Here is a 25,876-nt window from a genome sequence, read left to right as displayed (position 1 = left end):
CCGATGTCGAGGTCACGGTCACAGCTACGGGCTTTAACGGTCGCGAACGTTGCCACGGCGCAAACAGCCGGGCTTTTGCCCTGGCATTGGTCGCCCTGCGGGCGTGGGTATTAATCTTCCTGCTGGAAGAAACTTGACCTGGATCAACATCTTGGGGTGTTTTATCTGCCATTGATGGGATGATCCGGGCCGGACGGCCCTGTAAACATCAATGCCCTTTTCCCCACAGGCCCCCCTGGTGATGCGCCATCTTCTTCTGCTGATCCTGCTGTTTCGGGTGATCATCCCCACCGGGATGATGCCGGATCTGGCTGGCTGGGCGGCGGGCGGGCCGGGGCTGGTGATCTGCCGCGGGACCGTGCCCGGTCAGGGCGATGGCAGCGGCGGGGATGGGGCGGCCATGGCGGCCGCCTGCCCCTTTGCCCTGGTGGTTGGGCAAGCCTTTATCGCGCCGCCGCCACTGGCGGCATTGGCCCCGGCTACAATCTGGCAGCCTGTCCGGCTGCGGCTGGCGGCGGCACCGGTGCTGGCCCATGCGGCCCCGCTGGGCCACCGGCTGGCCCGGGGGCCGCCGGCCGGGACAGCCGCCTGACCATTCCATCGCCACGATAATTTCCATCATGCGGCCGGTCAATGCCGGCCCGCCGGAACGGCCATGTGCGCCTGTTCCGCACCATGACGCTTGAGTTGACATCATGAAAAACCTGTCCCCCCGCGCCAGCCTGCTGGGTTGCGGCTCGCTTATCGCCTTGTCCCTGTCCCTGGCAGGGGCCGGAATCGCCACCGCGCAGAGTGCCGATTCCAGCTTCACCATCGGCGAGGTGGTGGTGACCGCCCAGCGCATGGCCCGTTCCAGCAGCAATCTTTACAGCTCCGTCGATCTGCTGGGGGCTGATCAGCTGGAACGGCAGGTCGTGGATAACAGCTGGGAACTGCTGGGCCGGATGCCGGGCGTGCTGTTGACTGATTTCAACCAGGGCACCTCATCGGGCAAATTCTCCTTCCGCGGTTTCAATGGTGAAGGGGAGATCAATGCCGTGAAGCTGCTGATTGATGGCATTCCCAGCAACAGCAATGATGGCAATATGCCCTTCATTGATGCCGTCTTCCCGTTGGAACTGGCATCCATTGAAACCGTGCGCGGTACCAATGATCCGCGCTGGGGCCTGAATGCCATTGCCGGCAGCGCCGACATGCGCACCCTGACCGGTGGCAATTACCGCCGCGCCCGTGCCACTGTCGGCAGTTTCGGCACCATCGATCTGCAAAGCGTGGCCGGTTTTGAGGGCGACCGGCTGAGCCAGAATTATATGGCCGCCTTCCGCCATACCGATGGTTACCGCGACCACGGCAAGGCCGAACGCGGGGCGGCATCGGCGAAATGGTTCTACCGGCTGGGCGATGGTGACAGCCGCGTCGGTGCCAGCATCCGCTATGGCCGCCATGAGGCGCAGGAGCCGGGCTATCTGACGCGGGCGGATGCGGCCAGCAGCCCCACGCAATCCTACCGTTTCTCCGACAGCGACAAGGGGGAGCGGGAGACGGCGCAGGCCAGCCTGCATCTGGACCTTGATCTGGGTGACCATCTGGGGGCCACCGCCAAGGCCTATCTCAACCGGCTGAAGGATGAACGCTGGGTGCAATATTCCGCCAATGTCGCCCAGCAGGAACGGGTGGCCGATGAATGGCAATGGGGCGGCATCGCTGCCATCCATTACCATCTGCCGGATATCGGCCTGCACAGCGTGATGCTGGAAGCCGGCGGCGATTTCCAGATTCAGGATAATGAAAGCCGGCGGTTTCAGACGCTGCGGCGCCAGCGGGTGCGCCAGACCCGTGACCAGACATTCGATCTGGATGTGTATGGCGCCTATGTGCAGGCGGTGATCCAGCCCACCGATTATCTGACCATCGTGCCCGCCTATCGGGTGGACAAGGTGGAAGGCGATTTCCATGACGGGCTGACCGGGCGCGATTACAGCGTCAATGATTATGGCAACATCAAACAGCCGAAAATCAGCGCCGCCCTGGCGGCCGGCGGCGGGGTGACGCTTTATGCCAATTGGGGCCGCACCTTCCAGATCGGTGCCGGATCGGGTGCCTATAAAATCCCGCCGCGCGTGACCGATCTGGCGCCTTCCACCAATGAAGGTTGGGAAACGGGGGTGAAATATGCCCCGGCCCGCTGGCTGGAAAGCCGGCTGGCCTATTGGGAGCAGACGGCGACGGGGGAGGTGAAGCGCAAGCTGAACGACCCGCTGGGCGATTTCGACAATCTGGGCGGCACCAAGCGAGAAGGGGTGGATGCCCAGGTCAATCTCCGCCCGCTGGGCTGGCTGGAATTCTGGATGGCCATGGCCTGGCAGCGGGCGGTGATCGAAACGCCGGACCCGGCCAACCCCGCCAGCCGGGGCAAGCGCATTGACCACATCCCGGCGCGTTTGTTCTCCGGTGGGATCGATGTGCAGGCGGCGGACGATATCACCCTGTCCCTCTCCGCCAATGGCCAGAGCCGTTATTATCTGGAACAGACCAACAGCACCGGCAAGTTCGGGGATTATGTGCTGCTGGCCGCTGAAATCACCTACCGTCTGAATGACAATGTCGACCTGTCCTTGCAGGTCAAGAACCTGACGGACACGGATTATGAATATGTCTGGTGGGATGGGGCGCAGAGCTTGCATTCGCCCGGCGATGGCCGCGCCTTCTATGGCACGGTGAACCTGCGCTTCTGATCCGGGGCCGGAATTGACCCGCCGCAAGGTGCCGGTGGGTCAATTCTGTCATGGGTAGGGTCAGTGCGGCCGGGCGACCCCGGCCGTTTTGCCCCAGGAGTATGAAGATGAGCCAACCCCGTATCGGCATCCTGACCATTTCCGACCGGGCCAGCCAGGGCCTTTATGAGGATAAGGGCGGCCCGGCCGTGGAGGCGAGCCTGCGTGCCATCCTGGCCACCCCGTTCCAGGTACTGCGGCGCTGTGTCCCCGATGAAGCCCCGGTGATCGAGGCGGTGCTGGCCGGGCTTTGCGATCATGATGGCTGCTGTCTGGTGGTGACCACCGGCGGCACCGGCCCCGCCCTGCGCGATGTGACGCCGGAGGCGACGGAGGCGGTGTGCGACCGGCTGTTGCCGGGTTTCGGCGAATTGATGCGGATGGAAAGCCTGAAACAGGTGCCCACCGCCATCCTGTCCCGCCAGACGGCCGGGCTGCGCGGCCGGTCGCTGATTGTCAACCTGCCGGGCAAGCCATCTGCCATTGACCTGTGTCTGAAAGCGGTGTTCCCCGCCATTCCCTATTGCCTGGACCTGATCGGCGCGGCACGGCTGGATACCGATCCGGCCATTTGCCGCGCCTTTCGCCCGGTAGGCCCGTAATCCGGGCTCACCGTTCCTGTTTGCGCACCGCCAATTGCGCCAGCAGGGCCAGCAGTGACAGGCCCACGCCCAAAAGGCTGACGCCCGCCCAGCCGGCCAGGGGCCAGAGCTGCATGGCGGCGGCCGAGCCAAAACCACCGCCGATGAACATGGAGCCCATGAACAGCGTGTTCACCCGGGCGCGGGCCTGCGGCCGCAGGGAGAAGACGATATGCTGGTTGGAGATCAGGGCCGCCTGCACCGCCAGATCCAGCACGACCACCCCCAGCACCAGCCCGGTCAGGCTTTGCCACAGACCGAAGATCGCCCAGGCGGCCAGGGTCAGGGCGGCACCGGCCCGCACCACGGTTGCCGGCCCGCCGCGGTCGGCCAGCCGGCCGGACAGCGGGGCGGCCAGGATGCCCACCAGCCCCAACACACCGAACAGCCCGGCGACATCGGCACCCAGCGCGTAATCCGGCTGCTGCAGGCGCAGGGCCAGTACGGTCCAGAACACGCTGAAGGCACCGAACATCAGGGCCTGGGTCAGGGCCGCCAGCCGCAGCGCCGGCAGTTCCAGCCACAGATGCAGCAGCGATTTCAGCATGGTGCCATAGCGCAGCCGGCCCTCTGCCGGGCTTTTCGGCAGATGCAGGGCCATCCAGCCGGCCATGGCCAGCGCCACCGGCACGGCCAGCCAGAACATGGTGCGCCAGCCGCCATGGCTGGCCACCAGCCCGGCGATGGTGCGGCTGAGCAGGATGCCCGTCAGCAGGCCGGACATCACCGTGCCCACCACCGCACCCCGCTTGTGTGCCGGGGCCAGATGGGCAGCAAAGGGCACGATCTGTTGCGCCACGGTGCTGAACAGTCCGATCAGCAGCGATGCCGCGATCAGCGCGCCGGCCCCCGGTGCCAGGGCCGCCCCAGCCAGGGCCAGCGCCAGCGCCAGGAAGGTGCCCACCACCAGGGCGCGGCGTTCCAGCATGTCGGCCAGCGGCACCAGCAGGAACAGGCCGGCGGCATAGCCCAGCTGCGTCGCCGTGGGCACCATGCTGACGCCGCCGCCCAATTCCTGGCCGATCAGCCCCAGCATGGGCTGGTTATAATAGATATTGGCCGCCGCCACCCCGGCCCCTGCCGCCAGGGCAAAGGTCAGCGTCCGGCTCAGCGGATGTGCCTGGGGAACGGGGCCGGCGGCCATTGCTTGGCTGTCCATGACGATCACTCCGTTAGCGATTCATGGGTGCACTCTGGATTATATCGACATTTGGCGGTAGTTTGTTGGATTGATATGCCAGCCTATCGGAAAGCGATATGATTAACCTGACCGATGCCGAGGTTCTGGTGGAGGCCGTGGCCAGCGGCAGTCTGGCCGCGGCCGCCCGGCGGCTGGGCATTGCCCCCATGGTGGCCTCGCGCCGGTTGTCCGCGCTGGAGGCGGAATTGGGGGTGCGGCTGGTTCACCGCACCACGCGCGCGCTTTCGCTGACCACCGCGGGGGAGGCGTTTCTGCCCCATGCCCGCACCCTGCTGGAGGGGGAGGCGGGCGCGCGTGATGCCGTGCGGCCGGAGGCGCTGGGCGCATCGGGCCTGCTGCGGGTCAGTGCGTCCAGCGCCTTTGCCCGCAAGGTGATTGCCCCGTTGCTGCCGCCCTTCCTGGCTGCCCATCCAGCCTTGCGGGTGGAACTGGTGGTGACCGATCTGCGGCTGGATCTGGCGGCTGATGGGGTGGATCTGGCGATCCGCGTTGGCAAGCCGCTGGAAAACAGCCAGATGGCCCGCCGGCTGGGGGACAGCGCCCGCCAGCTTTTCGCGTCCCCCGCCTATCTGGCGGCACGCGGTTGCCCGCGCGCCTTGGCCGATCTGGCGGGGCATGATTGTCTGATCCAGACCAGTTTGCCTTATTGGGATTTCCTGATTGATGGGCGGGTGCTGCACCATCGGATGGAGGGGCGGTTGACCGCCAACAGCATTGATGCCGTGCAGGCCGCCTGTATCGCCGGGGCCGGCATCGCCTGCATGGCGGCCTGGAATGCCGCACAGGAGGTGGCGGCCGGCGTCCTGGTGCCAGTGGAACTGGCCGATGCGGTGGTGGAGCCCTGGGGCATCTGGGCCATCACCCCCAGCCCCAGGCTGATCCCGCCCAAGGTGCGGCTGTTCATTGCCGCCTTGCAGGAGAGGCTGTAAGACCAGAAGCATTCCCTCTGGACTTGTTTGGAATTTTTTCGTTTATTATCAATTCATTACTTTATCCTCACCGTCACCCCGGCGAAGGCCGGGGTGACGGTGATACAGAATCTTAAATCGCGTAAGAGCTTGAAAAAAGAAAGCTTGCCGGACAGACACTCAGTTCTCAATCACCGGCCCGGCCTGGATTTCCGCTTCATCCGTCGGGCTGACCTTGTGGCTGACCAGCCAGGCGCGGGCCTGATCATGGTGGCGGGGCAGGATGGATGTGCTGACGGCCCGCAAGGCCAGCATCAGCACCGCCGCATCATCGGTGAAGCCCAGCCCGACGATGAAATCGGGGATGATATCCACCGGCATGATGAAATAGGCCAGCGCCCCCATCAGAATGGCTTTGGCGCGGAACGGCGTGGCCGGGTCGGTGGCGGCGTAGAAAGTGGCGATCAGCTTTTCCGCAAAGGGAATGCGGGCAAGATTGTCACGCAGCTTGACCCAGAAGCGGGCCAGCACCAGTTTGCTGTCACGCACCAGCTTCTGCGGATCGACGCGCAGCGCCTCCTCGGCGGCCTGATCCATTTCGGGTGTCTGTTGCGGCATCCCTCGTCTCTCCTCTCCCCATCATATGTGGTCCGGGGTGGGCGATGCCAAGCCTTCACCCTGGCCGAATACCAGTGTAACGCGCCCGTGGCCGGATCAGCACGGGCGAGCGCACCTGTTCCAGCAGATGCGCCATCCAGCCGACGGTACGCCCCACGGTGAACAGGATCAGCGGTGCCGTGGCGGGCAGGCCCAGCCGGTCGGCCAGCAGCACCAGGGCGAAATCGATGGTGGGGGGCAGGCCGGCAATCTCCTTGCCGGCACGGGCCAACTCCAGCGCGCGGGCCAGGCGCTGGTCCTGCGGCCAGGCCTGTTTCATCCGGCGCAACAGCCATTGCGCCCTGATGTCCCCTTCCGGATAAAGCGGATGGCCAAAGCCATGCGCCTCCTCCCCCCGCGCCAGCAGGGCGGCCAGGGCCTGGGCCGGTGTCTCCGGCCCATCCAGCAGGCGGGGCAGCAGGGCCGCTACCAGCCCCGTTGCCCCGCCATGGCGGGGGCCGCGCAAGGCACCGATCCCGGCGGATATGCAGGCATAGGGGTTGGCCCCGGTGGAGGCGACACAGCGCACGGTAAAGGCCGACGCGTTCAATTCATGATCCGCGCACAGCACCAGCGTGGCGCGGATCAGCGCCTGCGCCGTCGCCTCCCGCACGCCCCAGGCGTCCGCCAGCATCTGGTGCAGCGGCTGGCGGGTCGGCGCGGTCCCGGTCAGCACCGCCCCGGTCAGCCGCAGGATGCGTGCCCCGGTGCGGGCCAGCCCCGCCGGGGTGCGGTTCACCGCCTTCAAATCCGCCGCCCCCGCCAGCGGCAACAGGGTCAGCAGCCGGTCCAGCGGGTCCATCGCGGCGGGCAATTGCGCGGCCAGGACGGGCAGGGGCGGCGGCGCTTCCCCGGCAAAGGCATCTTCCGCGCACTCCCACAACAGGCCGGCCACAGTTTCCAGGCTGGATTCCTGCGCCAGGGCCGTGGCGTCGCGGCCCCGGTAGTAAAGCCCGCCGCCGGTGATCAGGGTGATGGAGGATTCCAGCACCGGCGCGCCCCAATCCAGCGCCCGGTCGGGCGTGGCATCGGCGGGGCGGTCGCGGCGGGCCACCAGCGCATGTACATCATCGGCCCGGTAAAGCCGCGTCCGCCCGCCGCCCGTTGCCTCCGACCGGATCAGGCCCCGGCTGACATAGGCGTAAAGGGTGGCGAGGCTGACGCCCAGCTCGGCAGCGGCTTCCTTGGCACTCAGGGTCAGGGGATTGTTCATGATATATTGATCAATTCAATCAAGATTGACCATATATGCACGCTGATCCGACACTGTCCAGCGATCAAGGTTTCATTGTTGGAGGATGTCATGAATATCGGTCTGGATGGCGTGGTGGCGGCGGAAACGGTGTTGAGCCATGTCGATGGCGCGGCCGGGGTGCTGGTGCTGCGCGGCCTGCCGGTGGAGCGCGCAGCGGCCAGCCTGGATTTCGAAGGGGTGACGGCGCTGCTCTGGCGCGGTTTCCACCCGCTGGCCGATCAGGGGGAGGCCAGCATCCGCCAGCATCTGGGCCGGGCGCGGCTGGCGGCCTGGGCGCTGGTGCCCCGGCTGCTGCCCGGCACCCAGGGGCTGACCCCGGTGGAGGGGCTGCGGCTGATGCTGTCCGGCCTGCCCGACGCGATGGAAGAGGATGCCGCCATCCTGGTGACGGCGGCGGTGCCCGTGTTCATTGCCGCCCAGCACCGCCAGTCGCAGGGTCTGGCCCCGGTGGCGCCAGATGCCAGCCGGGGCCATGCGGCGGATTTCCTGCGTATGGTGACGGGGGACGTGGTCGACGCGGCGCTGGCCCGCGCCCTGGATACCTATCTGGTGACGGTCAGCGACCATGGCTTGAACGCGTCTACCTTCGCCGCGCGTATCGTGGCCTCCACCCGTGCCGGCATGGTGTCCAGCATTGTGGCGGGGCTCTGCGCCCTGAAAGGCCCGCTGCATGGCGGCGCACCGGGGCCGGTGCTGGATATGCTGGATGCGGTGGGCGATGCTGCCCATGCCGGCCCCTGGGTGGCGGGGGAGCTGGTGGCGGGCCGCCGGTTGATGGGCTTTGGCCACCGCATCTACCGGGTGCGTGACCCCAGGGCGGAGGTGCTGAAGGCGGCCGTCCGCCAGCTGTCCAGCCCGCGTATCCAATTGGCCGAACAGGTGGAGGCGGCGGCCATCGCCGCCCTGCGTCAGCACCGGCCCGACCGGCCGCTGGAAACCAATGTCGAATTCTATACCGCTCTGCTGCTGGATGCGGTGGGCCTGCCGCGTGACCTGTTCACCCCGGTTTTCGCTATGGGCAGGGTGGCCGGCTGGGCGGCGCATGTGATGGAGCAGGAGGCCACCGGCCGCCTGATGCGCCCGCAATCGCGCTATATCGGCCCGGTTGCGGTGGCTGCCTGACCGCCTATCCCCCGCTCCCGCTTAGCGATTTCAATTTCGTTGCAAAACAACCTATGGCATAGGTTGTACGGATAGAAATTCGCCGCGAGGGGGAAAAGATGCGGGCATGGGGGAAGATGTTGCTGGCCGGGGCTGCCTTATCAGTCCTGGCCGGTTGCGGGGGGGAATTGCCGGATCGCCCGGTGGAAAAGGTGGTCTGGGCTGAACAGGGGTGGAGCGCGGAGGACCGCGACTTCTATGATTACACCGCCCAGGGCACGGTGATCGCGCCGGTATCCTGGTTCATGGCCCTGGAACGTCCCTTCAGCACCGACAAATTGTCGGATAGCGGCTTCCTGTACCAGCTGGGTTTCCTGCCGCAGGCGGTGACCCAGCGCAACCCGCTGGGCCTCCCGGTGGGCTTTGCCGTCAATAATGACCAGGGGCCGCCCAAGGATAAGGGGATGGGGCCGGTGGTCGGCTTCACCTGTGCCGCCTGCCATACGGGGCAGCTCAGCTACAAGGGCACGGCCTTCCGGGTCAGTGGTGGGCAGGCGGGGGCCGATGTTACCGGCTTTTCCAGCGCCTTTGGCCTGACGCTGATCGAAACCTATTATAACCCCTTCAAATGGCGGCGCTTTGCCAAATCGGTGCTGGGCGACCGGTATGAGGATGAGGGGGCCTATACCGTGCTGAAGGCGGCCTTCAAGGCCGCCGCGCATAAGGCCATCGCCACGGTCTGGTATAGTTTCACCAAGGATATCTACCCCACCAAGGAAGGTTTCACCCGGCTGGATGCGCTGGGCCGCATCGGCAATACGGTGTTCGGTGATGATCTGCATCAGCCGGAAAATTACCGCACCGCCGATGCGCCGGTGAACTTCCCCTATCTGTGGGATATCTGGAAGTTCGACTGGGTGCAGTATAATGGCTCCGTGCATCAGCCCATGGCCCGCAATGTCGGGGAGGCCTTGGGCGTGCGGGCGCGCACCAATTTCGTCACCGTCAACGGGGACCCGATTCCCCAGCCGGACAATTGGGACAGCTCCATCCCGGTGACGAATTTGAAGGATATTGAGGAACGGCTGTGGCATCTGACCGCGCCGAAATGGCCGGCGGCGATCTTCGGCGCCTATGATCAGGCCAAGGCCGAACAGGGCCGCGCCCTGTTTGAAGAAAATTGTTCCCACTGCCATGCCCCGCGCCCGATCAAGGAAGGCCAGAACGAGAAGGCGAAATGGGCGGTCACCATGGTGCCGCTGGAACGGATCGGCACAGACCCGACGGCCGCCGGCAACTTCGCCGACACGGTGGTCGATCCCACGAAACTGACCGGCAAACCCGGTGATATTGATCCGGCAACGGGGCTTTATGTGGTGACCACCGGGGTCAAGGATCGCGCCTATGATCTGCTGGGTCTGAATGAACAGCAGCGTCAGGACTATGACGGGTTCGGCCGGGAAAACCTTGTTCGCGCTCCCTGCGCCTACAAGGCCCGGCCGCTGGATGGTGTCTGGGCGACACCGCCCTATCTGCATAACGGGGCTGTGCCCAATGTCTATGAACTGCTGAGCCCGCTGGCTGAACGCTCCAAAAGCTTCTGGCTGGGCAGTTATGAATATGACCCGGCGACGCTGGGCTATGTCACCACCAAGATCAAGGGCGGGTTCGAGCTGGAGACGGGCAAGACCGGCAATGCCAATAGCGGTCACCTGTTCAGCGACAAAACCGGCCCCGGCGTCATCGGCCGCGCCCTGTCGCCCGAGGAACGCCGGGCCATCATTGAATATCTGAAGGCCATGGACGACATGCCGCCGACCCCGCTGGAGCCGGTGGATGCCAATTGGGGTGACAGCTATGCCTGCCAGTCGCAAGCAAAATGGTGGGAAAAGCTGACCAAGGGTTGATCAGCAGCGCGGGTGCCGGTTTCCGCCGGCACCCGTATTTTTATTCCACCGCCCCAACCAGTCGCAGGGTGGGGCCGGCATTGGGATCGATGAATTCCTTTTCAAACCGGACCGCCGGAATGGGGCGGGAGATCAGATAGCCCTGGGCCTGATCACAGCCTTCCTGACGCAGCCAGTCATATTGTTCCTGGGTTTCCACCCCTTCGGCCACCGTGGTCAGGCCCAGCTTTTTGCCGAGCGCAATGACGGTGGCGGCGATGGCGGCATCACCCGGCACATCATTGACGAAGCTGCGGTCGATTTTCAGCATCGTCACCGGCAATTGCCGCAGATAGGAGAGGGAGGAATAGCCCGTACCGAAATCATCCACGGCGATGCGGAAACCGGCCAGCCGCAGCGCGTTCAGCACAACCATCTGATTGGCGACATCGCGCATCACCACCGATTCCGTCACTTCCAGCGTGAACATGGCAGGCGACAGCCCGGCCCGCCGTACGATGGCAATGGCACGGTCGGCGAAGTCCCGCTCTGCCAGCTGGCGGGCGGAAACATTGACGGCGATGCTCAGCCCCGGCAGCCGCCGGTGCCAGGAGGCGGTGTCGCGGCAAACCTGTGTCAGCACCCAATAGCCCAGATCGATGATCAGGCCGGTTTCCTCCGCAATGGGGATGAATTCCGCCGGGGAGATCATGCGGCCGGCATGGTTCCAGCGCACCAGCGCCTCCGCCCCGGCGACACAGCCGGTCTCCAGATCTATCTTGGGCTGATAATGGATATGCAGCGCATCATCGGCCAGGGCATCGCGCAGGCTGGCCTCGGTGCGCAGGATGATCATCGCCCGTTCGGTCATCGCCCGGTCGAAGAATTTGAAGGTGCCGCCACCCATCGCCTTGGCGGCATACATGGCCACATCGGCGTGCCGCATCAGCGAAACGCTGTCTTCCCCGTCGCCCGGATACATGGCGATACCGGCGCTGGCGCCGACATGCAAAATCTGCCCGTCAATGGTGTAAGCGCGTGTCAGCGCGTTCAACAAGCGACGGGCGAGGTTGGTGACCTCGTCTGCGCTGTCCATGCTTTCCAGCACGATCAGGAATTCGTCGCCACCCAGCCGGCCAGCCAGATGGCCGGGGGGCAGATTTTCCTGCAACCGCTCGGCCACCTGTCGCAGCAGCGCATCGCCAATGGCGTGGCCCAGGCTGTCATTGACATGTTTGAACCGGTCCAGGTCCAGAAAGATCACCGCCAACGCCCGGCCACTCTGTCGCGCCCGTTCTACGGCACCATTCAGGGACTCAGTCATCAAAACCCGGTTGGGCATGTTGGTCAGCGGGTCGCGCGTGGCCAGCTGCCGCAAATCCGATTGAGACCGGTGCAGCTGGGCCAACAATTCATTGATGCGGGAGGCCACATAGCCCAGCTCGTCATTTTCATGGAACCGGGGCACCCGAATAGGGTTGGCCAGCGGACTGTCCGGCCGCACGCGAATCAGGTCGCGGCCCAGCTTGATCAGCGGCCGGGTCAGGAACAGGTGGAAAATCACCGAGAGCAGCAGGGCCAGCAGCAGATTACGCGTCAGCCCCAGCAGCACCGATCCCAGGATCGTGGCCCGCGCATCCTGAATAAAGCTGTCCGGTTTCAGATAAAGCACCAGACGGCCGATCACCTCCGTTCCGCCGGGACGGGTCAGGGTCCGTTCGGCGGTCATATAGGGCGCGATCATACGGCGGCGGAAATCGCTGACCATGGCCGGCTTTTCGCCGGTGGCAGCGAACATGGTGCCGGAAACATCGTGGATTTCCACCCGCCCCACCGATTCCAGGGCGGTGGCGGCGCCAAAGATGCTGTCGGCCAGGGTCTGGTCCAGGTTCCACAAGGCGTTGCGGCTGGGGCCTTCCAGCAGGTTCATGATCTGAACCAGCTGGCTCTGTGCCGCTGTCTGCTTGCGGTGAACGGTAAAGGCGGCCTCTGTCGCGGTCAGCACCACACCGATGCAGACCGCGCTCAACAAGATCAGCAGCGCCTGACGCATCGTCAGGCTTTTGAGCGTTCCAGAGGCCACAGTCGCCCGATCATTCTGCCATTCCCAATCTTCCTACCTTATGTTGCAGGGGACGGGAATTCACCGGGGCGACAATATCCTTAAGGTGAGGTCGGATGTGTTAAATCTTCGCGTCACCAGGCAGGCACCAGCGCACCCTTGAATGTATCGACCACGAATTGCTTCACTGCCGGGCTCTGATAGGCTGCAATCAGGGATTTCACCCAGGGCTTGTCTTTGTCCGCCGCCTTCACGGCAATCACATTGGCGTAGGGGCCATCGGCGGCCTCCCGCGCCAGCGCATCCTTGGTCGGGTCCAGCCCGGCTTCCAGCGCGTAATTGCCGTTGATGGCGGCAATATCCACGTCATTCAGGCTGCGCGGCAACTGGGCAGCATCCAGTTCCACGATGCGCAGGTTCTTCGGATTGTCGGTGATATCCAGCGGCGTGGCGGCCAGCCCGGCCCCGTCGCGCAGCTTGATCAAGCCCTGGTGCGCCAGCAGGATCAGGGCGCGACCGCCATTGGTGGGATCGTTGGGGATGGCAACCTTGGCCTTGGCCGGCAGTGCCTCCAGGCTTTTCAGCTTGGCGGAGAACAGGCCTAGCGGGAAGGTTACGGTCTTGGCGACAGAAACCAGCTTATAGCCCCGGTCGGCAATCTGGTTATCCAGATAGGGCTGGTGCTGGAAGCTGTTGGCATCCAGATCGCCGCTGGCCAGTGCCTCATTCGGCACCACATAATCGCTGAATTCCAGGATCTCGATCTCCAGCCCCGTCGCCTTGGCTTGATCGCGCACCTTTTCCATGATCTGGGCGTGCGGGCCGGGGGTGACGCCGACGCGGATTTTCTCCGCCTGGGCGGGCAGGGCAAAGGCGGCGGCAAGCGCCAGCAGGGCCAGGATGCGCATGGATGTCAGCCTTTCAGATGGCGTTTATCAAGTTTGCGGGCCAGCGCCTCGCCGCCCGATTGCAGAATTTGCACCAGAACGATCAGGATCAGCACGACGGCCAGCATCATTTCCGGCATGAAGCGCTGATAGCCATAGCGGATGCCCAGATCGCCCAGCCCGCCGCCGCCCACAGCACCCACCATGGCGGAATAGCCCACCAGATTGACGGCGGCCAGGGTCAACCCGCGCAGGATGCCGGCGCGGGCTTCCGGCAGCAACACAAGGCGGATGATCTGGCCGGGCCGCGCCCCCATGGCGCGGGCGGCATCCAGCAGCCCATGGTCCACCTCCCGCACGGCGGCTTCCACCACCCGGGCAATGAAGGGGATGGCGGCCAGTGTCAGCGGCACCGTGGCGGCTGCCGTGCCGATGGAGGTACCGGTCAGTGCGCGCGTCAGCGGCACGATGGCCACCACCAGAATGATGAAGGGGGTGGAGCGGGCAGCATTGACCACCAGCCCCAGCAGGCGCTGCAGGGCCGGGCGCGGCAATAGATCGCCCGGCCCGCACAACGCCAGGAACAGGCCCAGCGGAATGCCGCCCAGGCAGGCCAGCGCACCGGCCACCAGCACCATGGACAGGGTTTGCAGGGTGGCGTCAGTTAAAAGCGACAGCATCTGCGGCGACATGGCCCAGCTCCTCAATATCCGCCCCCTGGGCGCGCAGATGGTTGATTTCCGCCGCAATGGCCGTCGCATCGCCCTTCAGGGCCAGTACCAGGGCGGCAAAGGGAATCTCCTTCAAAGCCTGCACCCGCCCGGCCACCAGGCTGGCGGCGACCCCGGCCAGGGCGAAACCGGCCAGCACCGGGCCCGCCGCCACCGGTCCCAGCGCGTGCAGCCGCACCAGTGCCACATCGCCGTGCCGGGCTATGGGGGACAGGCGGGCGGCCAGTGCCGCCGGCAGCCTCGTCCCCGTTTCCCCGGCCAGAAAATCGCGGGTGGTGGGGTGCTGGGGATGGGTGAAGATGCGCGTCACATCCCCCTGTTCGATGATGCGCCCGGCCTCCAGCACCACCACATGGTCGGCCACTTCCCGCACCACTGACATTTCATGGGTGATCAACAGCACGGTCAGCCCAAGCTGCCGGTTGATCCGCCGCAGCAGCTCCAGGATTTGCCGGGTGGTTTCCGGGTCCAGCGCGCTGGTCGCCTCGTCACACAGCAGCAATTGCGGGTTGGGGGCCAGCGCGCGGGCAATGCCCACCCGCTGTTTCTGCCCGCCGGACAGGGCGGCCGGATATTGCCCTGCTTTGTCGGTCAGCCCCACCAGTTCCAGCAGCTCCGCCACACGCGGGCCGATGCGGTCGCGCGGCCAGCCGGCCAGTTCCAACGCCAGGGCCACATTGCCCGCCACGGTGCGGTTGGCCAGCAGGTTGAAATGCTGGAAGATCATGCCGATGGATTGCCGGGCCTGGCGCAGGTCGGCTTCCGACAGGGCCGTCAAATCCTGCCCGCCGACAATCACGCTGCCGCTGTCCGGCCGTTCCAACAGATTGACGGCGCGCAGCAGGCTGCTTTTGCCGGCCCCGCTGGGGCCGATGATGGCAGTAATGCTGCCAGTGGGGGCGATCAGGTCTACCCCGTCCAGGGCGGTGACGGCTGGTTTGCCCTTGCCGCCAAAAACCTTACGCAGGCCGGTCAGCCGGACCATGGCCGGGATTGCGGGATCGGTAAATTCTGTATCGGGGGGGACTGCCCCTGTGCTTGCCATCGACGCCGTCTTCAAACCAACTTACGGGGCCATGGCGGCGGGCAGTTCCCGCTATGGCGCTTTAAGCCTTTGGTGACGCGGTGCCAAGCTGCCCTCAACTTGCCGCGGCGCCGGATGAACGGCGCATAAGTCGATAGATTGCCGTATCCATTGCGACACGGCCAGCATCCAATTCACACAGCAGATATGTGCTGATGGGTAAAGTACAGTATCATTGTCGGTAAACAATATCAAAAATCGCCATGGCCTGACGGGGAGCCCCGCCGGCCATGGCTGTATCAACTATCGTCCGCCGCTGCCCCGATCAGAACGGGTTGATGATATCGATCACCTGCTGGCCCCAGCGCGGCTGCTGCAGATCGCTGACCTGGCCCTTGCCGCCATAGGAAATCCGTGCCTCGGCAATTTTTTCATAGGAGATGGTGTTGGCAGAGGTGATGTCTTCCGGCCGGATGATGCCGTTCAGGGTCAATTCCCGCATTTCGTAATTCACCCGCACTTCCTGCTTACCCTGCACCACCATATTGCCGTTGGGCAAAATCTGCACGATCAGGGCAGCGACCTGCAGGTTGATCTGTTCCTGTCGCTGGATCTGGCCATTGCCGACGCTGTTGCTGGCACTGTTGGTGCTGAGCAGGCTGGCGGCTGTCGCGGTGTCGGGTAGAATAGTGTTGGTGCTGGCTTCCAGACCGAACAAGTTGGGCACGCCCAGGCTTTCCTTGCCCGTCCGGGTGCGGGTGGTCTGGTTTTGCAGCTGCGCCTTGTCGTTGATCTGAATATTGACGGTCAGGATGTCGCCGACGCGGGCGGCGCGCTGATCCTTGAAGAAGGCGCGTGAACCCGCCCGCCACAGGGAATTGGCCCGCTTCTCCACCACCGGCGCTTCCGGCATCGGCAGCCGAACCGGCTGATAATTCGGGCGGCGCGAGGGATCTTCGATCGAGGAGAAGGCCGGCTCCTTGCCGACATTGGCCAGCCGGTCTGCCGTACCGCAGGCGGTCAGCATACTGGCACCCAGGATCAGGGTGGTGAGGGTGGTGGCGGTACGCAGGAAGGGACGGGCGGCGGACATGTCGGTTCTCCTTATCGGCTCGGCCGGGCCTGATTGGCGGCGAGCCTGACGGCAGCTTGTTGGGCGGCAGCGATCTCGGCGGCGGGGCGGACGGTCACCAGATTGGGACCGGCCACCGTTGCCTCAATCACCCTGCTGCTGGAGCTATTCACAATCCGTACCAACTCGCCCTGCGCCCCGTCGCCCAGGGCCTTGCCTTGGGCGGTCAGCTGCATGGAACCCGATTGCAGCATGATGGTGACGGCCTGTCCCTTCACCACCACCACCGGTTCGCGCACATCACGGCTGCTGACCGGCTGGTTGGGGGCCACCGCCCGGCGCATACTTTTGCCCACCAGTTCGTCCGCACGGGTGACGGCACCCGCCATCACCCGGTCACGCGGCATGTTGAGATAGCTGAGGTCGCTGTCCGACACCAGTTCGCCCGGCGCCAGCCGGCGGTTCAGCACCGGCAGTTCCACCATATCGATGGCGCGGCCGCTGACGGTCTGGCGCAGCAGCTGCGGCCCGCTGGCCGGGGCCACCAGATCGGCGGTTATGCGGCCGCGCACCGGATCATAGGCAAGATTTTCCACCCGCACGGAGGCATCACTGCCGACCGGCAAAAACAGCGCCAGGGAGCGGTTATCCAGCTGGATGTCGACATTGGCACCCGTGCCGGCCTGCTGCACCAGGGCATCACGCAGGCTGTCCTGGATCGCCGCCTGGGGAATTTGCACCGCTTCCCGCTTCAGCTGCACCATTTCGCCCAGCCCCACCGGGCGCCAGGCCACCCCATGGGCCGCGGCGATCCGCAGCAGGGTGGCGGTGTCCAGGTTCAATGTGCCGCCGGGGGCGGGCGCATTGGCCACGACACGGGCTGCCTGTTCCGGCGACAACCCATCGAACAGGTCGCCCAGTACCACCTGCTGGGCGCTGACCACGCCATTGGGCTTCAGGGCAGCGGCACCGGCCTGCGGGGCGGTCAGCAGCGTGGCGGTGATCAGCAGGGCGGCGAGGCGGCGCATGGTGATAACTCCCTTTACGAAAATCCGGATCAGCGCAGCTGGCTGACGGACTGCATCATCTGGTCGGTGGTGGAGATGACGCGGGAATTCATTTCATAGGCGCGTTGGGCGGTGATCAGCTGGGTGATCTCGGCCACGATATTGACGTTGGAGGTCTCCACCGCGCCCTGGGTGATGCGGCCGAAACCGGGGGCACCCGGATTGCCGGCAATCGCCTGACCAGAGGCCGGGGTTTCCAACAGCAGGTTGCCGCCGATGGCTTCCAGACCGGCCGTGTTGGGGAAGTTGGCAATTTGCAGCTGGCCGACATTCTGCGGGGCCACCTGGCCATCCAGCTTGGCCAGCACCTCGCCATTCGGGTTCACGGTGATATCCACGGTATTCTGCGGGATCACGATGCCCGGCACCACCTGATAGCCATCGCCGGTCACAATGGTGCCTTGAGCATTCAGCTGCAGGGAGCCGGCCCGGGTATAGGCGGTGTCGCCATTGGGCAGGGTCACCTGGAAATAGCCCTGGCCATTGATGGCCAGATCCAGCGTGTTGCCGGTGGGGCTGATATTGCCCTGTTCGTTGATGCGGTAGATGGCGGCAGCCTTCACACCGGTACCGACCTGGATGCCCGAGGGCACCACGGTGCCGGCATCAGACGAGGTGGAGCCGACGCGGCGCTGGTTCTGGTACAGCAGATCCTGGAATTCTGCCCGCTGGCGCTTATAGCCAGTGGTGGTCATGTTGGCGATATTGTTGGAGATGGTTTCCACATTGAGCTGCTGGGCCAGCATTCCGGTGGCGCCGATGGAGAGGCTGCGCATTTTTCCGTTCCTTCTTACTGAGCCCGGGCCAACTGACGGATCGCGGTGCGGATCCGTTCATGCTCGGTGTCGATCATCTTCTGGACATTCTGATAGGTGCGGATGACGTCGATCATCTGGGTCATCTCCACCACGCTCTGCACGTTGGAGCTTTCCAGCGCGCCCTGGGTCACTTGCGGCTGTTCGATCCGGATTTCATCCTGATCGGTGCTGTACAGCCCGCCGCCCAGCTCCATAAGCTTCTGTTCATCCTCGAAATTCACCACTTTCAGCTTGCCGACCACCCCCTGCTCGGTTTTCACCGTGCCATCGCCCTGGATTTCGATCTGGTTGGCCGTGGCGGGGATGGTGATGCGCTGGTTGTTCTCACCCAGCAGCGGCAGGCCGGCGCGGTCCACAATCTCGCGGTTGGCATTCAACTGAAAGGCACCGCCACGGGTGTAACGGGGGCCGGACAGCGTCTCCACGGTGAAGTAGCCTTCGCCGCGCAGAGCCAGATCCAGTTGGTTATTGGTGATGGAAAGCGGACCAGCTTCGGTGTTGCGCAGCAGGCCGTAATCCTGCACGAAGCTCATCCGGTCGCCTTCGCGGTTCGGCCGCTCCAGATATTCCAGGAACAGCATCCGCTGCGACTTGAAACCCGTCGTGTTCATGTTGGCGACATTGTTGGAAATCACTTCCATCTGCCGGCGCAGGGCTTCCTGGCGTGACAGCGTGATGTAGAGTGAATTTTCCATCGTCTTACCCTCGGCAACATCGATGGGCGGCAAGGCCCATGGTCGCAAAGTGATAAGCAATCGGTGTGCCAACCAAGCTTTTCCGCCATTTTTGGCCAGGGCGCCGCAGGCATGGGCAAGAAGTGCCGGGCTTGCGCCCTGGCCCCTGGCGGGGCAAAGTGGCGCCCATGATCCTGCCCGACCTGCTTCGCCCCGGCCTTGACCTTGTGTTCTGCGGAACGGCCCCGTCGCGCATCTCTGCCGCGCGCGGGGCCTATTATGCCAATCCTGGCAACCGGTTCTGGCCCAGCCTGTGGGAGGTGGGGTTATTGCCGGCGCCGCTGCGGGCCGCCGACTTTCCCCGCCTCAACGATCTGGGCCTGGGGCTGACCGACCTCAACAAGACGGAAATCGGCAATGATGCCGATCTGTCACCCGATGCCTATGATGTGCCGGGCTTCATTGCCAAGATGCGCCAGTATCGGCCCGGCGGGATTGCTTTCACCAGCAAGCATGGGGCCGCCATCTTCCTGGCGGCCATCGGGGCCGGGCGGGACATTCCCTGGGGCCGGCAGCCGGCCGATTGGGAGGGGATGACCCTGTTCGTGCTGACCTCCCCCTCCGGTCAGGCGCGGCGCTGGTTCAATATCGACCCCTGGCGACAGGCGGCGGCCTTTGTCGCTGCACGAAGGGGCGGGGCCGTGCTAGCATCGCCTTCCATGACCATCCAGCAGCAAGGGTGATCCAGCATGGCGGATCAGGATGATATCGACGCGATGTTCGGCGAGATGGCCGGGGGCGGCAGCGTCAAAATGGTGCCGGAAGCGGCGGAGATTTCCGCCGTCTATGACACAGAGGTGGAGATGAGCGTCGTGCTCGGCACCTCCGTCATCCGGGTGCGCGACCTGTTGAAGCTCGGCCGTGGCGCGATCGTGGAACTGGATCGCAAGATCGACGACCTGTCAGACATTGTGGTGTCGGGCCGCATGGTGGCGCGCGGGGAGGTGACCATTGTGGAAGACAAGATCGCCGTTACCTTCCGGGAATTTGCCCGCATCAATAACTGATACCCTGCGGCAGGTGTGCCATGCCCCGCTATTCCATCGGTGTCTACAATGCCCAGGTCCGCGCCAAGCTGGCGGATGGGGAGCGACATCGCCAGCTGAGCGATGATTGGGCCGATATCCATTATTTCGAGATTGCCGCCGACAACCCGGAACAGGCGCGCCTGCGCATCCATCAGCGCTATCCGATGGAGCAGGGCTATGTCGTCGCATCCATCGATCGGGACGATTAATACCAAGTTGCGATGATGTGAACTCATCGCAACTTGGTACGGCGGCGACCGCCGCCGCGCGGCACGTGCCGCGTGAAGCCAAGCCAACGGATGTTGGCGCCGGCGATTGAGGGCCTTGATCAGAACCTATAGGTTCTGATCAAGGCAACCGAGTATAAGCGCGGCCGGCACCGACCCAAAAAGAAAGCCGGCTGCGGGGTGGCAGCCGGCCAGAGATGAAGGGAGCCTCATAAGGAGGTAAAGTCCTAACCGTGGCTCTTCTGCAACGGTCAAGCCACTTTTATATAGCAAATCCCGCCGGGCTTTAAAAGGGCAAAAAGCGTGTCATAAGCACCACACCCTAATTTTTTCGGCTACTGCCCATCTCCCTCAGCGCCGGGTGCCCGCATCTGCGGGCTTGGGCTCAATCGCCGCGCACTTCCTCTACCATCTCCTCCAGCCGGGCAAAGTCGGCGATCAGCAGACTGTTCCCCTGGCGGACAACGATATTGTCGCGGCCCAGATCGCTCATCACCCGCGCCACCGTCTCCCGCGTGGTGGAGACGCGGCTGGCAATGTCGGAATGGATTGGCACCGGGGTGATTTCCGCCTTGTTGCCCGGCTTCAGCCCGGCCTTGGCCAGCCGCAGCAATTCGGCATGGACGCGGTTATTGGCCCCCAGGGTGGAGAGATCCATGATCCGGCTGGTGGAGGAACGGACGATATGGGCCAGCCGCCGCATCACCGCCGTGGCAACGGCCGGATGGCTGGTGACCGTCTCCAGGAACAGGCGTGGCGACATGAAGGCCACCAGCGTTTCGGTCAGCGCCACGATGGAGGCGGAGCGTGGGCCGCTGTCAATGGCCGACAATTCGCCCAGATAGCCGCCGGCCTCAATATCGTCGAAGGTGATTTCCCGGCCGGAGAGGGAATAGTTCACCACCTGGACCCGACCTTCCACGATAAAACAAACATCGCGGCTGTCCGACGAACGGTCCACAATCTGTTCATGCGGGTGAAAATGCCGCCAGCTGCATTGGCGGGCCAGGCTGGCGCGTTCGTCGGCACTGAGCGACTGCAACAGGTCGATGCGGTCCAGATTGGCGCTATGGGCTTCGCTCACGGGGGGAGTTCCGTCTGCAAATGGGTTCATACAGAGTACATCTAGGCCCGTCCGCCGCAAACCGCTACGGTTTCGACAGGCCGATGATTTTTCAAGGAGGTTGGGGTGACAGAGCGTAATACAAGGCCCGGGGCTGAGAAAGCCGGCAAATGGGCCTTTCACCTGACCTTGGGCGCCCGGCTGAAGGCCTATCTGTTCACCGGCATCCTGGTGACAGCGCCGATTTCCATCACCTTTTATCTGGCCTGGCTGGTGATTGATGGAATCGACCGGCTGGTGGACAGCGTGCTGCCAGCAACCTATCACCCGGATCATTATCTGCCTTTCAGCGTGCCCGGCCTGGGTATGCTGATCCTGCTGGTTTTCCTGGTGCTGGTCGGCATGGCCTCTGCCGGATTCGCCGGCCGGCTGCTGGTGCGGCTGGGCGAGGCGCTGGTCGCGCGGATGCCGGTGGTGCGCGGCATCTACAGCGCCACCAAACAGATTTTCGAAACCGTGCTGGCCCAGCAGTCCGACGCCTTCCGGGAGGTGGTGCTGGTGGAGTTTCCACGCAAGGAAACTTGGTCCATCGCCTTCATCACCGGCACCACCAAGGGGGAGGTGCAGCGCCTGACGGATGAGGAGGTGGTGAATGTCTTCGTCCCCACCACGCCCAACCCGACATCGGGCTATCTGATGTTCGTCCCGCGCAGCCAGCTGGTGCCGCTGAGCATGAGTGTGGAGGAGGGGTTGAAAATGGTAGTTTCCGGCGGGCTGGTGACCCCACCGGATCGGGAGACGGGGGCTTGACCCCTTAGGAGAAAGGTTGCGTTTCTGAAGAGTTTTTACCCGTCAAGCGTTCAATTCTATTGTTCTGTCAGGAGGTCTGGGTCATATATCCTACTATTCTTCGTTGAATGGGGGACGAGAAAATGCGCGGATCAGTGGGATTATCCTGGCGGCTGGCGGGGGCTGTCTGTCTCTCTGCCATCGGTCTGGCCATGCCGGCCCAGGGGCAGAAGGCAGCTGCGGTGCCGGACTTCGCCCCGCCATCTGTGCTGCGGGCGGAAGAGGGGCTGACATCGACGGCGAAAGGGGATGTGCAGGCTGGTTTCAACCAGTTCACCAGCCGGGCGCTGAGAAATGCGGTGGATACCGGCAAGGAGCTGCATTATGTCCTGCCCATCGTGCTGAGCGATGGCACGATTTTCAACCCGGCCACGGGCCGTAACGACAAGGTGCGACTGCGCGCCTATAACGGTACCTTCCCGGCACCGACCATCAAGATGCTGCCGGGCCAGACGGTGCGTCTCACCCTGCAGAACAAGCTGGCACCCGAGCCGCTGTGCGGGGCCACCGGCAACACCAATATTCCGCACTGTTTCAACACCACCAACATGCACAGCCACGGGCTGTGGATTTCCCCCACGGGCAACAGCGACAATGTGCTGCTGTCGATCAGGCCGGGGGTGGATTTCCAGTATGAATATAATGTGCCGGCCGATCATCCGGCCGGCACCTTCTGGTATCACCCGCACACCCATGGTTCCACCGCCATTCAGGTGGGCAGCGGCATGGCGGGTGCGTTGCTGATTGAAGGCAAGCGTCCCCCCACCATGGCCAGCAATGGCGATCTGGATACGCTGCTGAAGGGCTTCGCCCCCGACGGCGACATCACCAAAGAGGTGATGCTGATCCAGCAAATCCCCTATGCCTGTCTGGTTGACGCCAATGGCAAGGCCAAGCCCGAGGACGCCATCTGGACCTGTAACGAGGGTGAAGTGGGCGTGGTGGAAAATTTCGACTACCAGTTCGATCCCAAGGCCTGGAAGAAATCCGGCCGTTACACCATGTTCAACGCCCAGGTACGACCGGAAATGAAGCTGAAGTCAGGCCAGCTTTATCGCTGGCGCCTGATTGATGCCGGCGTGGAGGAAACGGTCAACCTGCGCATCCGCAAGGCCAGTAATCCCGGTGCCCTGAACCGGCGCGCCGCCGGGGCGAAGGCGGAGGAAGCGGAAGTGCAGAAAGCCTGCGCCGGCACCGACGTGACCCAGTTCGAAGTGGCGGCCGACGGGCTGACCCGTGGGCAGATTTTCGCCAAGGTCGATAATAACCTGCAGCCAGGATATCGCAGCGACGTGCTGTTCGTGCTGCCGGAACCGGGTGAATATTGCGTCTATGATGATGCCAGCGGCACGGATCAGGTGATGAATTCCCCTGACAACCCCAAGGTGATCGGCGTCATCCACGCTGCCGGTGGTACCATCAAGGGAACCCAGAAGGAATTCCTGACCGAGCAGCTGCTGCGGGCGGCCGATGATCTGCCAGCCGATGTACGGGAGGTTGTGCAGGCTGACCTGCGCAATGACCTGCGGCTGACGAAATATATTCCGCACCAGGACGTCACGGAAGAGGAGATCAAGATTTCCGGGCAGCCGCAGGTGGATATCGCCTTCAATCTGGAATTCGAGGTGCCGCCCACCAAATTCCTGATCAACCAACATGCCTATGATCCCAATCGCATGGATCATACCTTGATCCTGGGTACGGCCCAGCAATGGCAGTTGCGCACCCTCAGCGTGAACCATCCGTTCCATATCCACGTCAACCCGTTCCAGATCGTGGATATCCAGCCGGCCGATCCCAAGGTCGGGCTGGGCGATGACAGCAAGAAGGTCTATGAGGGCATGAAGGGTACCTGGAAAGACACGATCATGGTCAATCAGGATGCCATCATCACCATCCGCACCCGTTACAGCCGCTATATCGGTCAATATGTGCTGCACTGCCATATTCTGGATCATGAAGACCAGGGCATGATGCAGAATGTGCAGATCGTCCTGCCGGACGGGCAGGGCGGTGCCCAGCCGCTGGGTCATAATCACTGATCCGGCCGGCTATCACCGGGATAACAGGGGGCGTCGGGCAACCGGCGCCCCTTTTTATGCCAATTTCCCTCATTCGCCGGGCGCTGCCATCCGGCAGCTTGGCTCACGGCGCACGAGCGCCGGGCTGGCGGTCGCCAGCCTTCACCCTGCCAAGGGTCAAACCCTCGGCAGGGTGATGTTACCCTTCCTTGGCGCGGTTGCTGATGGCGCGTTCGGTATGCTGCCACGCCTCAATATCCGGCGGCATGGGTGGGGAAGGGATATCCAGCCCCATGGCGTGCATCAGCTCAGCCGTGTCAATCGACCGGCCCTTTTCCAGGAACACGGCCTTGACCACGATGACGGCGGCGATATCGCCGCTCATGGTTTCGAAGACATGTTCCAGGAATATCCATTTGCCTTCCCAGCACAGCACGCGGGTTTTCAGCCGATAGGGCTGGAGGGGCTTCAATTCACGGCGAAAGCGGATGGTGGCCCCGCCCAGCACCGGCATCCATTTCCGCCGCAGGATCAGGCGCAGCATACCGCTGCGGATCATCAGATCGACCCGGCCCAGATCGGCCACGGTGAAATAACGGCCATTATTCATGTGCAGGTTGGTGTCCAGATCATTGATCCAGACCCGGAATCCCACGATTGACGTATCCAGTGGCGCCAACCCCCTGCGCCACAACAGGGCCGCCAGCACCACACGCAACAGACGCAAAAACAGATTCATCGGGCTCCCCTGACCTGCCGGGGATGGAGTGTGGCAGGGTACGGCCCTGCGTCAAGCCGTCTGCACCGGGGGCTGTGATGGCGCGATGTTGATCGGCTGCAATGGCAAAAGATGGGGCGGCAATCCGGAGATCGCCGCCCCTATACCCTTTCAGACCGGGAGAGACGGGGTGGGAGGCCCCAAAGGCCTGAAAGGCAGCCGCTTACCGCGCTACGATCGGATGGCGCAGGGTGCCGATGCCTTCCACCGTGGCGACAACAATATCGCCCGGCCACAGCCATTCCTGCGGGGAGCGGCCGGCCCCCACGCCCGCCGGCGTGCCGGTGGCGATGATGTCGCCCGGTTCCAGGGTGATGCCCTTGCTGATATCGGCCACCAGCTCATCCACCTTGAACAGCATGAAGGCGGTGTTGCTGCGTTGCTTTTCCACGCCATTGACGGTCAGCCACAGGTCCAGATTCTGCGGATCGGGGATTTCATCGGCGGTGACGACCACCGGCCCCATGGGGCAATAGCTGTCCTGCCCCTTGGAATAGATCCACTGGCCGGCGCGGCGGCAATCGCGCGCGCTCATATCGATACAGACCGTATAGCCGAAGACATGGCGCAGCGCGTCGGCGCGGGAAACGCCCTTGGCGCGGGTGCCGATGATGGCTGCCAGTTCCACCTCCCAGTCCAATTGCTGGGTGATGGCTTTGTCATGCGTGATCGGCTCCCCCGGCCCGATCACGCTGGTCGGCGGCTTGGAGAAGATCACCGGCTGGCGCGGCAGGTCGGGGGAAGTGTCCAGCGACTTGGCGCTTTCAGCCACATGCTCGGTATAGTTCAAGCCGATGCCGAAGATATTCTTGCGCGGGCGCGGAATGGGGGCCAGCAGCTTGACATTGGCCAGCGGCACGGCCGTGCCCAGCGGGAAAATCTCCCCGCATTCGGCTATCACCCGGCTGGCAATCGCCACGGCCTGCGGCCCCAGATCGATGAATTCCAGCATGGTGGCGGGGAAGGGCACACCCTTGGCGCTGCCGAAACGGGCCAGATCGATCACCAGATCGCCGGCCAGGGCGCCCAGGCGCGCCGCCGATTCCACATCAGCGCGGTAGGTTACGAGACGCATCGAACTTCCTTTGGGGT

At 63.9% G+C, this 25,876-nt stretch carries 25 protein-coding genes; 11 read left to right on the top strand and 14 right to left on the bottom strand.

Annotation, left to right across the window (positions count from 1 at the left end; all coding sequences use genetic code 11):
* The first annotated feature begins 241 nt into the window (after positions 1 to 241).
* The 3 genes from PCJ49_RS03160 (at position 242) to mog (ending at position 3,376) form a co-directional block, all read left to right on the top strand.
* Positions 242 to 592, top strand: a complete 351-nt coding sequence (locus tag PCJ49_RS03160) for a hypothetical protein (protein WP_269909675.1) — start codon at positions 242 to 244, stop codon at positions 590 to 592.
* Positions 593 to 695: 103 nt separating this feature from the next.
* The gene (locus PCJ49_RS03155) at positions 696 to 2,735 is read left to right on the top strand and encodes a TonB-dependent receptor (protein WP_269909674.1); all 2,040 of its coding nucleotides are present in this window, start codon (positions 696 to 698) and stop codon (positions 2,733 to 2,735) included.
* Between the two features lie 107 nt (positions 2,736 to 2,842).
* Positions 2,843 to 3,376: a molybdopterin adenylyltransferase gene (mog, locus tag PCJ49_RS03150; protein ID WP_269909673.1), complete on the top strand. Its 534-nt coding sequence runs from the start codon at positions 2,843 to 2,845 to the stop codon at positions 3,374 to 3,376.
* 7 nt (positions 3,377 to 3,383) lie between these two features.
* Here mog and PCJ49_RS03145 read toward each other — a convergent pair whose 3' ends face one another.
* Positions 3,384 to 4,574, bottom strand: a complete 1,191-nt coding sequence (locus tag PCJ49_RS03145) for an MFS transporter (RefSeq protein ID WP_269909672.1) — start codon at positions 4,572 to 4,574, stop codon at positions 3,384 to 3,386.
* A 98-nt stretch (positions 4,575 to 4,672) separates the two neighbouring features.
* On the opposite strand from PCJ49_RS03145, the gene PCJ49_RS03140 reads away from it, so the two are divergent.
* Positions 4,673 to 5,545: a LysR family transcriptional regulator gene (locus PCJ49_RS03140; protein ID WP_269909671.1), complete on the top strand. Its 873-nt coding sequence runs from the start codon at positions 4,673 to 4,675 to the stop codon at positions 5,543 to 5,545.
* A 159-nt stretch (positions 5,546 to 5,704) separates the two neighbouring features.
* Here the strand turns inward: PCJ49_RS03140 and PCJ49_RS03135 are convergent, their stop codons facing one another.
* Positions 5,705 to 6,142, bottom strand: coding sequence for a YkvA family protein (locus PCJ49_RS03135; RefSeq protein ID WP_269909670.1), 438 nt, complete (start codon positions 6,140 to 6,142; stop codon positions 5,705 to 5,707).
* 55 nt (positions 6,143 to 6,197) lie between these two features.
* A complete protein-coding gene (locus PCJ49_RS03130) occupies positions 6,198 to 7,394 on the bottom strand; it encodes a citrate synthase family protein (protein WP_269909669.1) in 1,197 nt (398 codons plus the stop codon).
* Between the two features lie 90 nt (positions 7,395 to 7,484).
* Between PCJ49_RS03130 and PCJ49_RS03125 the strand changes: the two genes are divergently transcribed.
* Both PCJ49_RS03125 and PCJ49_RS03120 read left to right on the top strand, forming a co-directional pair.
* Positions 7,485 to 8,558, top strand: a complete 1,074-nt coding sequence (locus PCJ49_RS03125; protein WP_269909668.1) for a citrate synthase/methylcitrate synthase — start codon at positions 7,485 to 7,487, stop codon at positions 8,556 to 8,558.
* 98 nt (positions 8,559 to 8,656) lie between these two features.
* Positions 8,657 to 10,444 carry a di-heme-cytochrome C peroxidase gene (locus PCJ49_RS03120; RefSeq protein ID WP_269909667.1) on the top strand — a complete coding sequence of 596 codons (1,788 nt, stop codon included), beginning with the start codon at positions 8,657 to 8,659 and terminating at the stop codon, positions 10,442 to 10,444.
* 40 nt (positions 10,445 to 10,484) lie between these two features.
* On the opposite strand, the gene PCJ49_RS03115 is transcribed toward PCJ49_RS03120, so the two are convergent.
* The 8 genes from PCJ49_RS03115 to flgF all read right to left on the bottom strand — a co-directional run bounded on the left by PCJ49_RS03115 (position 10,485) and on the right by flgF (position 18,779).
* Positions 10,485 to 12,476, bottom strand: a complete 1,992-nt coding sequence (locus PCJ49_RS03115) for an EAL domain-containing protein (protein ID WP_269909666.1) — start codon at positions 12,474 to 12,476, stop codon at positions 10,485 to 10,487.
* A gap of 143 nt (positions 12,477 to 12,619) precedes the next feature.
* The gene (locus tag PCJ49_RS03110) at positions 12,620 to 13,393 is read right to left on the bottom strand and encodes a MetQ/NlpA family ABC transporter substrate-binding protein (RefSeq protein WP_269909665.1); all 774 of its coding nucleotides are present in this window, start codon (positions 13,391 to 13,393) and stop codon (positions 12,620 to 12,622) included.
* 5 nt (positions 13,394 to 13,398) lie between these two features.
* Positions 13,399 to 14,064: a methionine ABC transporter permease gene (locus tag PCJ49_RS03105; RefSeq protein ID WP_269909664.1), complete on the bottom strand. Its 666-nt coding sequence runs from the start codon at positions 14,062 to 14,064 to the stop codon at positions 13,399 to 13,401.
* Entirely contained in the window at positions 14,033 to 15,088 is a 1,056-nt protein-coding gene (locus PCJ49_RS03100; RefSeq protein WP_269909663.1) for an ATP-binding cassette domain-containing protein, read from the bottom strand. The genes PCJ49_RS03105 and PCJ49_RS03100 overlap by 32 nt, the downstream gene beginning before the upstream one ends.
* Before the next feature lie 364 nt (positions 15,089 to 15,452).
* Positions 15,453 to 16,220, bottom strand: coding sequence for a flagellar basal body L-ring protein FlgH (flgH, locus tag PCJ49_RS03095; protein ID WP_269909662.1), 768 nt, complete (start codon positions 16,218 to 16,220; stop codon positions 15,453 to 15,455).
* 11 nt (positions 16,221 to 16,231) lie between these two features.
* Complete coding sequence (flgA, locus tag PCJ49_RS03090) at positions 16,232 to 17,227, bottom strand: flagellar basal body P-ring formation chaperone FlgA (RefSeq protein WP_269909661.1); 996 nt, start codon at positions 17,225 to 17,227, stop codon at positions 16,232 to 16,234.
* A gap of 29 nt (positions 17,228 to 17,256) precedes the next feature.
* Entirely contained in the window at positions 17,257 to 18,042 is a 786-nt protein-coding gene (gene flgG / locus PCJ49_RS03085) for a flagellar basal-body rod protein FlgG (RefSeq protein WP_269909660.1), read from the bottom strand.
* Between the two features lie 14 nt (positions 18,043 to 18,056).
* Positions 18,057 to 18,779: a flagellar basal-body rod protein FlgF gene (gene flgF / locus PCJ49_RS03080; protein ID WP_269909659.1), complete on the bottom strand. Its 723-nt coding sequence runs from the start codon at positions 18,777 to 18,779 to the stop codon at positions 18,057 to 18,059.
* A gap of 167 nt (positions 18,780 to 18,946) precedes the next feature.
* Here flgF and PCJ49_RS03075 point away from each other — a divergent pair, with 167 nt between their 5' ends.
* Genes PCJ49_RS03075 through PCJ49_RS03065 form a run of 3 tightly spaced genes read left to right on the top strand, consistent with a single transcriptional unit; the run spans position 18,947 to position 20,055 of the window.
* Positions 18,947 to 19,501 (top strand): mismatch-specific DNA-glycosylase, encoded by a 555-nt coding sequence (locus PCJ49_RS03075; RefSeq protein ID WP_269909658.1) that lies wholly within the window; start codon positions 18,947 to 18,949, stop codon positions 19,499 to 19,501.
* Positions 19,502 to 19,507: 6 nt separating this feature from the next.
* Positions 19,508 to 19,825, top strand: a complete 318-nt coding sequence (gene fliN / locus PCJ49_RS03070; protein WP_089289826.1) for a flagellar motor switch protein FliN — start codon at positions 19,508 to 19,510, stop codon at positions 19,823 to 19,825.
* 20 nt (positions 19,826 to 19,845) lie between these two features.
* Positions 19,846 to 20,055 carry a hypothetical protein gene (locus PCJ49_RS03065; RefSeq protein WP_269909657.1) on the top strand — a complete coding sequence of 70 codons (210 nt, stop codon included), beginning with the start codon at positions 19,846 to 19,848 and terminating at the stop codon, positions 20,053 to 20,055.
* Positions 20,056 to 20,458: 403 nt separating this feature from the next.
* Here PCJ49_RS03065 and PCJ49_RS03060 read toward each other — a convergent pair whose 3' ends face one another.
* On the bottom strand, positions 20,459 to 21,157 hold the full coding sequence (locus PCJ49_RS03060; RefSeq protein WP_269909656.1) for a Crp/Fnr family transcriptional regulator: 699 nt from the start codon (positions 21,155 to 21,157) through the stop codon (positions 20,459 to 20,461).
* 105 nt (positions 21,158 to 21,262) lie between these two features.
* On the opposite strand from PCJ49_RS03060, the gene PCJ49_RS03055 reads away from it, so the two are divergent.
* Both PCJ49_RS03055 and PCJ49_RS03050 read left to right on the top strand, forming a co-directional pair.
* Positions 21,263 to 21,946: a DUF502 domain-containing protein gene (locus tag PCJ49_RS03055; RefSeq protein ID WP_269909655.1), complete on the top strand. Its 684-nt coding sequence runs from the start codon at positions 21,263 to 21,265 to the stop codon at positions 21,944 to 21,946.
* 122 nt (positions 21,947 to 22,068) lie between these two features.
* Positions 22,069 to 24,027, top strand: a complete 1,959-nt coding sequence (locus PCJ49_RS03050; protein WP_269909654.1) for a multicopper oxidase family protein — start codon at positions 22,069 to 22,071, stop codon at positions 24,025 to 24,027.
* A 178-nt stretch (positions 24,028 to 24,205) separates the two neighbouring features.
* Here the strand turns inward: PCJ49_RS03050 and PCJ49_RS03045 are convergent, their stop codons facing one another.
* Together PCJ49_RS03045 and PCJ49_RS03040 are read right to left on the bottom strand one after the other, a co-directional pair.
* Entirely contained in the window at positions 24,206 to 24,745 is a 540-nt protein-coding gene (locus PCJ49_RS03045; protein ID WP_269909653.1) for a thioesterase family protein, read from the bottom strand.
* 202 nt (positions 24,746 to 24,947) lie between these two features.
* A complete protein-coding gene (locus PCJ49_RS03040; RefSeq protein WP_269909652.1) occupies positions 24,948 to 25,859 on the bottom strand; it encodes a fumarylacetoacetate hydrolase family protein in 912 nt (303 codons plus the stop codon).
* Between the last annotated feature and the right edge of the window lie 17 nt (positions 25,860 to 25,876).

The sequence above is a fragment of the Niveispirillum sp. BGYR6 genome (assembly GCF_027568365.1).
Lineage (GTDB): Bacteria > Pseudomonadota > Alphaproteobacteria > Azospirillales > Azospirillaceae > Niveispirillum.
Note: the sequence above shows the minus strand (reverse complement) of the source record. Positions and strands in the feature narration are given on the sequence as shown.

Bases quoted from the DNA above. Each gene is read 5' to 3' on its own strand.
- flgA (WP_269909661.1), bottom strand. From the start codon at position 17,227: ATGCGCCGCCTCGCCGCCCTGCTGATCACCGCCACGCTGCTGACCGCC.
- PCJ49_RS03145 (WP_269909672.1), bottom strand. From the start codon at position 4,574: ATGGACAGCCAAGCAATGGCCGCCGGCCCCGTTCCCCAGGCACATCCG.
- PCJ49_RS03105 (WP_269909664.1), bottom strand. From the start codon at position 14,064: ATGTCGCCGCAGATGCTGTCGCTTTTAACTGACGCCACCCTGCAAACC.
- PCJ49_RS03135 (WP_269909670.1), bottom strand. From the start codon at position 6,142: ATGCCGCAACAGACACCCGAAATGGATCAGGCCGCCGAGGAGGCGCTG.
- flgH (WP_269909662.1), bottom strand. From the start codon at position 16,220: ATGTCCGCCGCCCGTCCCTTCCTGCGTACCGCCACCACCCTCACCACC.
- PCJ49_RS03110 (WP_269909665.1), bottom strand. From the start codon at position 13,393: ATGCGCATCCTGGCCCTGCTGGCGCTTGCCGCCGCCTTTGCCCTGCCC.
- PCJ49_RS03075 (WP_269909658.1), top strand. From the start codon at position 18,947: ATGATCCTGCCCGACCTGCTTCGCCCCGGCCTTGACCTTGTGTTCTGC.
- PCJ49_RS03045 (WP_269909653.1), bottom strand. From the start codon at position 24,745: ATGAATCTGTTTTTGCGTCTGTTGCGTGTGGTGCTGGCGGCCCTGTTG.
- fliN (WP_089289826.1), top strand. From the start codon at position 19,508: ATGGCGGATCAGGATGATATCGACGCGATGTTCGGCGAGATGGCCGGG.
- PCJ49_RS03115 (WP_269909666.1), bottom strand. From the start codon at position 12,476: ATGCGTCAGGCGCTGCTGATCTTGTTGAGCGCGGTCTGCATCGGTGTG.
- flgF (WP_269909659.1), bottom strand. From the start codon at position 18,779: ATGGAAAATTCACTCTACATCACGCTGTCACGCCAGGAAGCCCTGCGC.
- mog (WP_269909673.1), top strand. From the start codon at position 2,843: ATGAGCCAACCCCGTATCGGCATCCTGACCATTTCCGACCGGGCCAGC.
- PCJ49_RS03065 (WP_269909657.1), top strand. From the start codon at position 19,846: ATGCCCCGCTATTCCATCGGTGTCTACAATGCCCAGGTCCGCGCCAAG.
- PCJ49_RS03130 (WP_269909669.1), bottom strand. From the start codon at position 7,394: ATGAACAATCCCCTGACCCTGAGTGCCAAGGAAGCCGCTGCCGAGCTG.
- PCJ49_RS03040 (WP_269909652.1), bottom strand. From the start codon at position 25,859: ATGCGTCTCGTAACCTACCGCGCTGATGTGGAATCGGCGGCGCGCCTG.
- PCJ49_RS03125 (WP_269909668.1), top strand. From the start codon at position 7,485: ATGAATATCGGTCTGGATGGCGTGGTGGCGGCGGAAACGGTGTTGAGC.
- PCJ49_RS03160 (WP_269909675.1), top strand. From the start codon at position 242: ATGCGCCATCTTCTTCTGCTGATCCTGCTGTTTCGGGTGATCATCCCC.
- PCJ49_RS03050 (WP_269909654.1), top strand. From the start codon at position 22,069: ATGCGCGGATCAGTGGGATTATCCTGGCGGCTGGCGGGGGCTGTCTGT.
- flgG (WP_269909660.1), bottom strand. From the start codon at position 18,042: ATGCGCAGCCTCTCCATCGGCGCCACCGGAATGCTGGCCCAGCAGCTC.
- PCJ49_RS03100 (WP_269909663.1), bottom strand. From the start codon at position 15,088: ATGGTCCGGCTGACCGGCCTGCGTAAGGTTTTTGGCGGCAAGGGCAAA.
- PCJ49_RS03120 (WP_269909667.1), top strand. From the start codon at position 8,657: ATGCGGGCATGGGGGAAGATGTTGCTGGCCGGGGCTGCCTTATCAGTC.
- PCJ49_RS03140 (WP_269909671.1), top strand. From the start codon at position 4,673: ATGATTAACCTGACCGATGCCGAGGTTCTGGTGGAGGCCGTGGCCAGC.
- PCJ49_RS03155 (WP_269909674.1), top strand. From the start codon at position 696: ATGAAAAACCTGTCCCCCCGCGCCAGCCTGCTGGGTTGCGGCTCGCTT.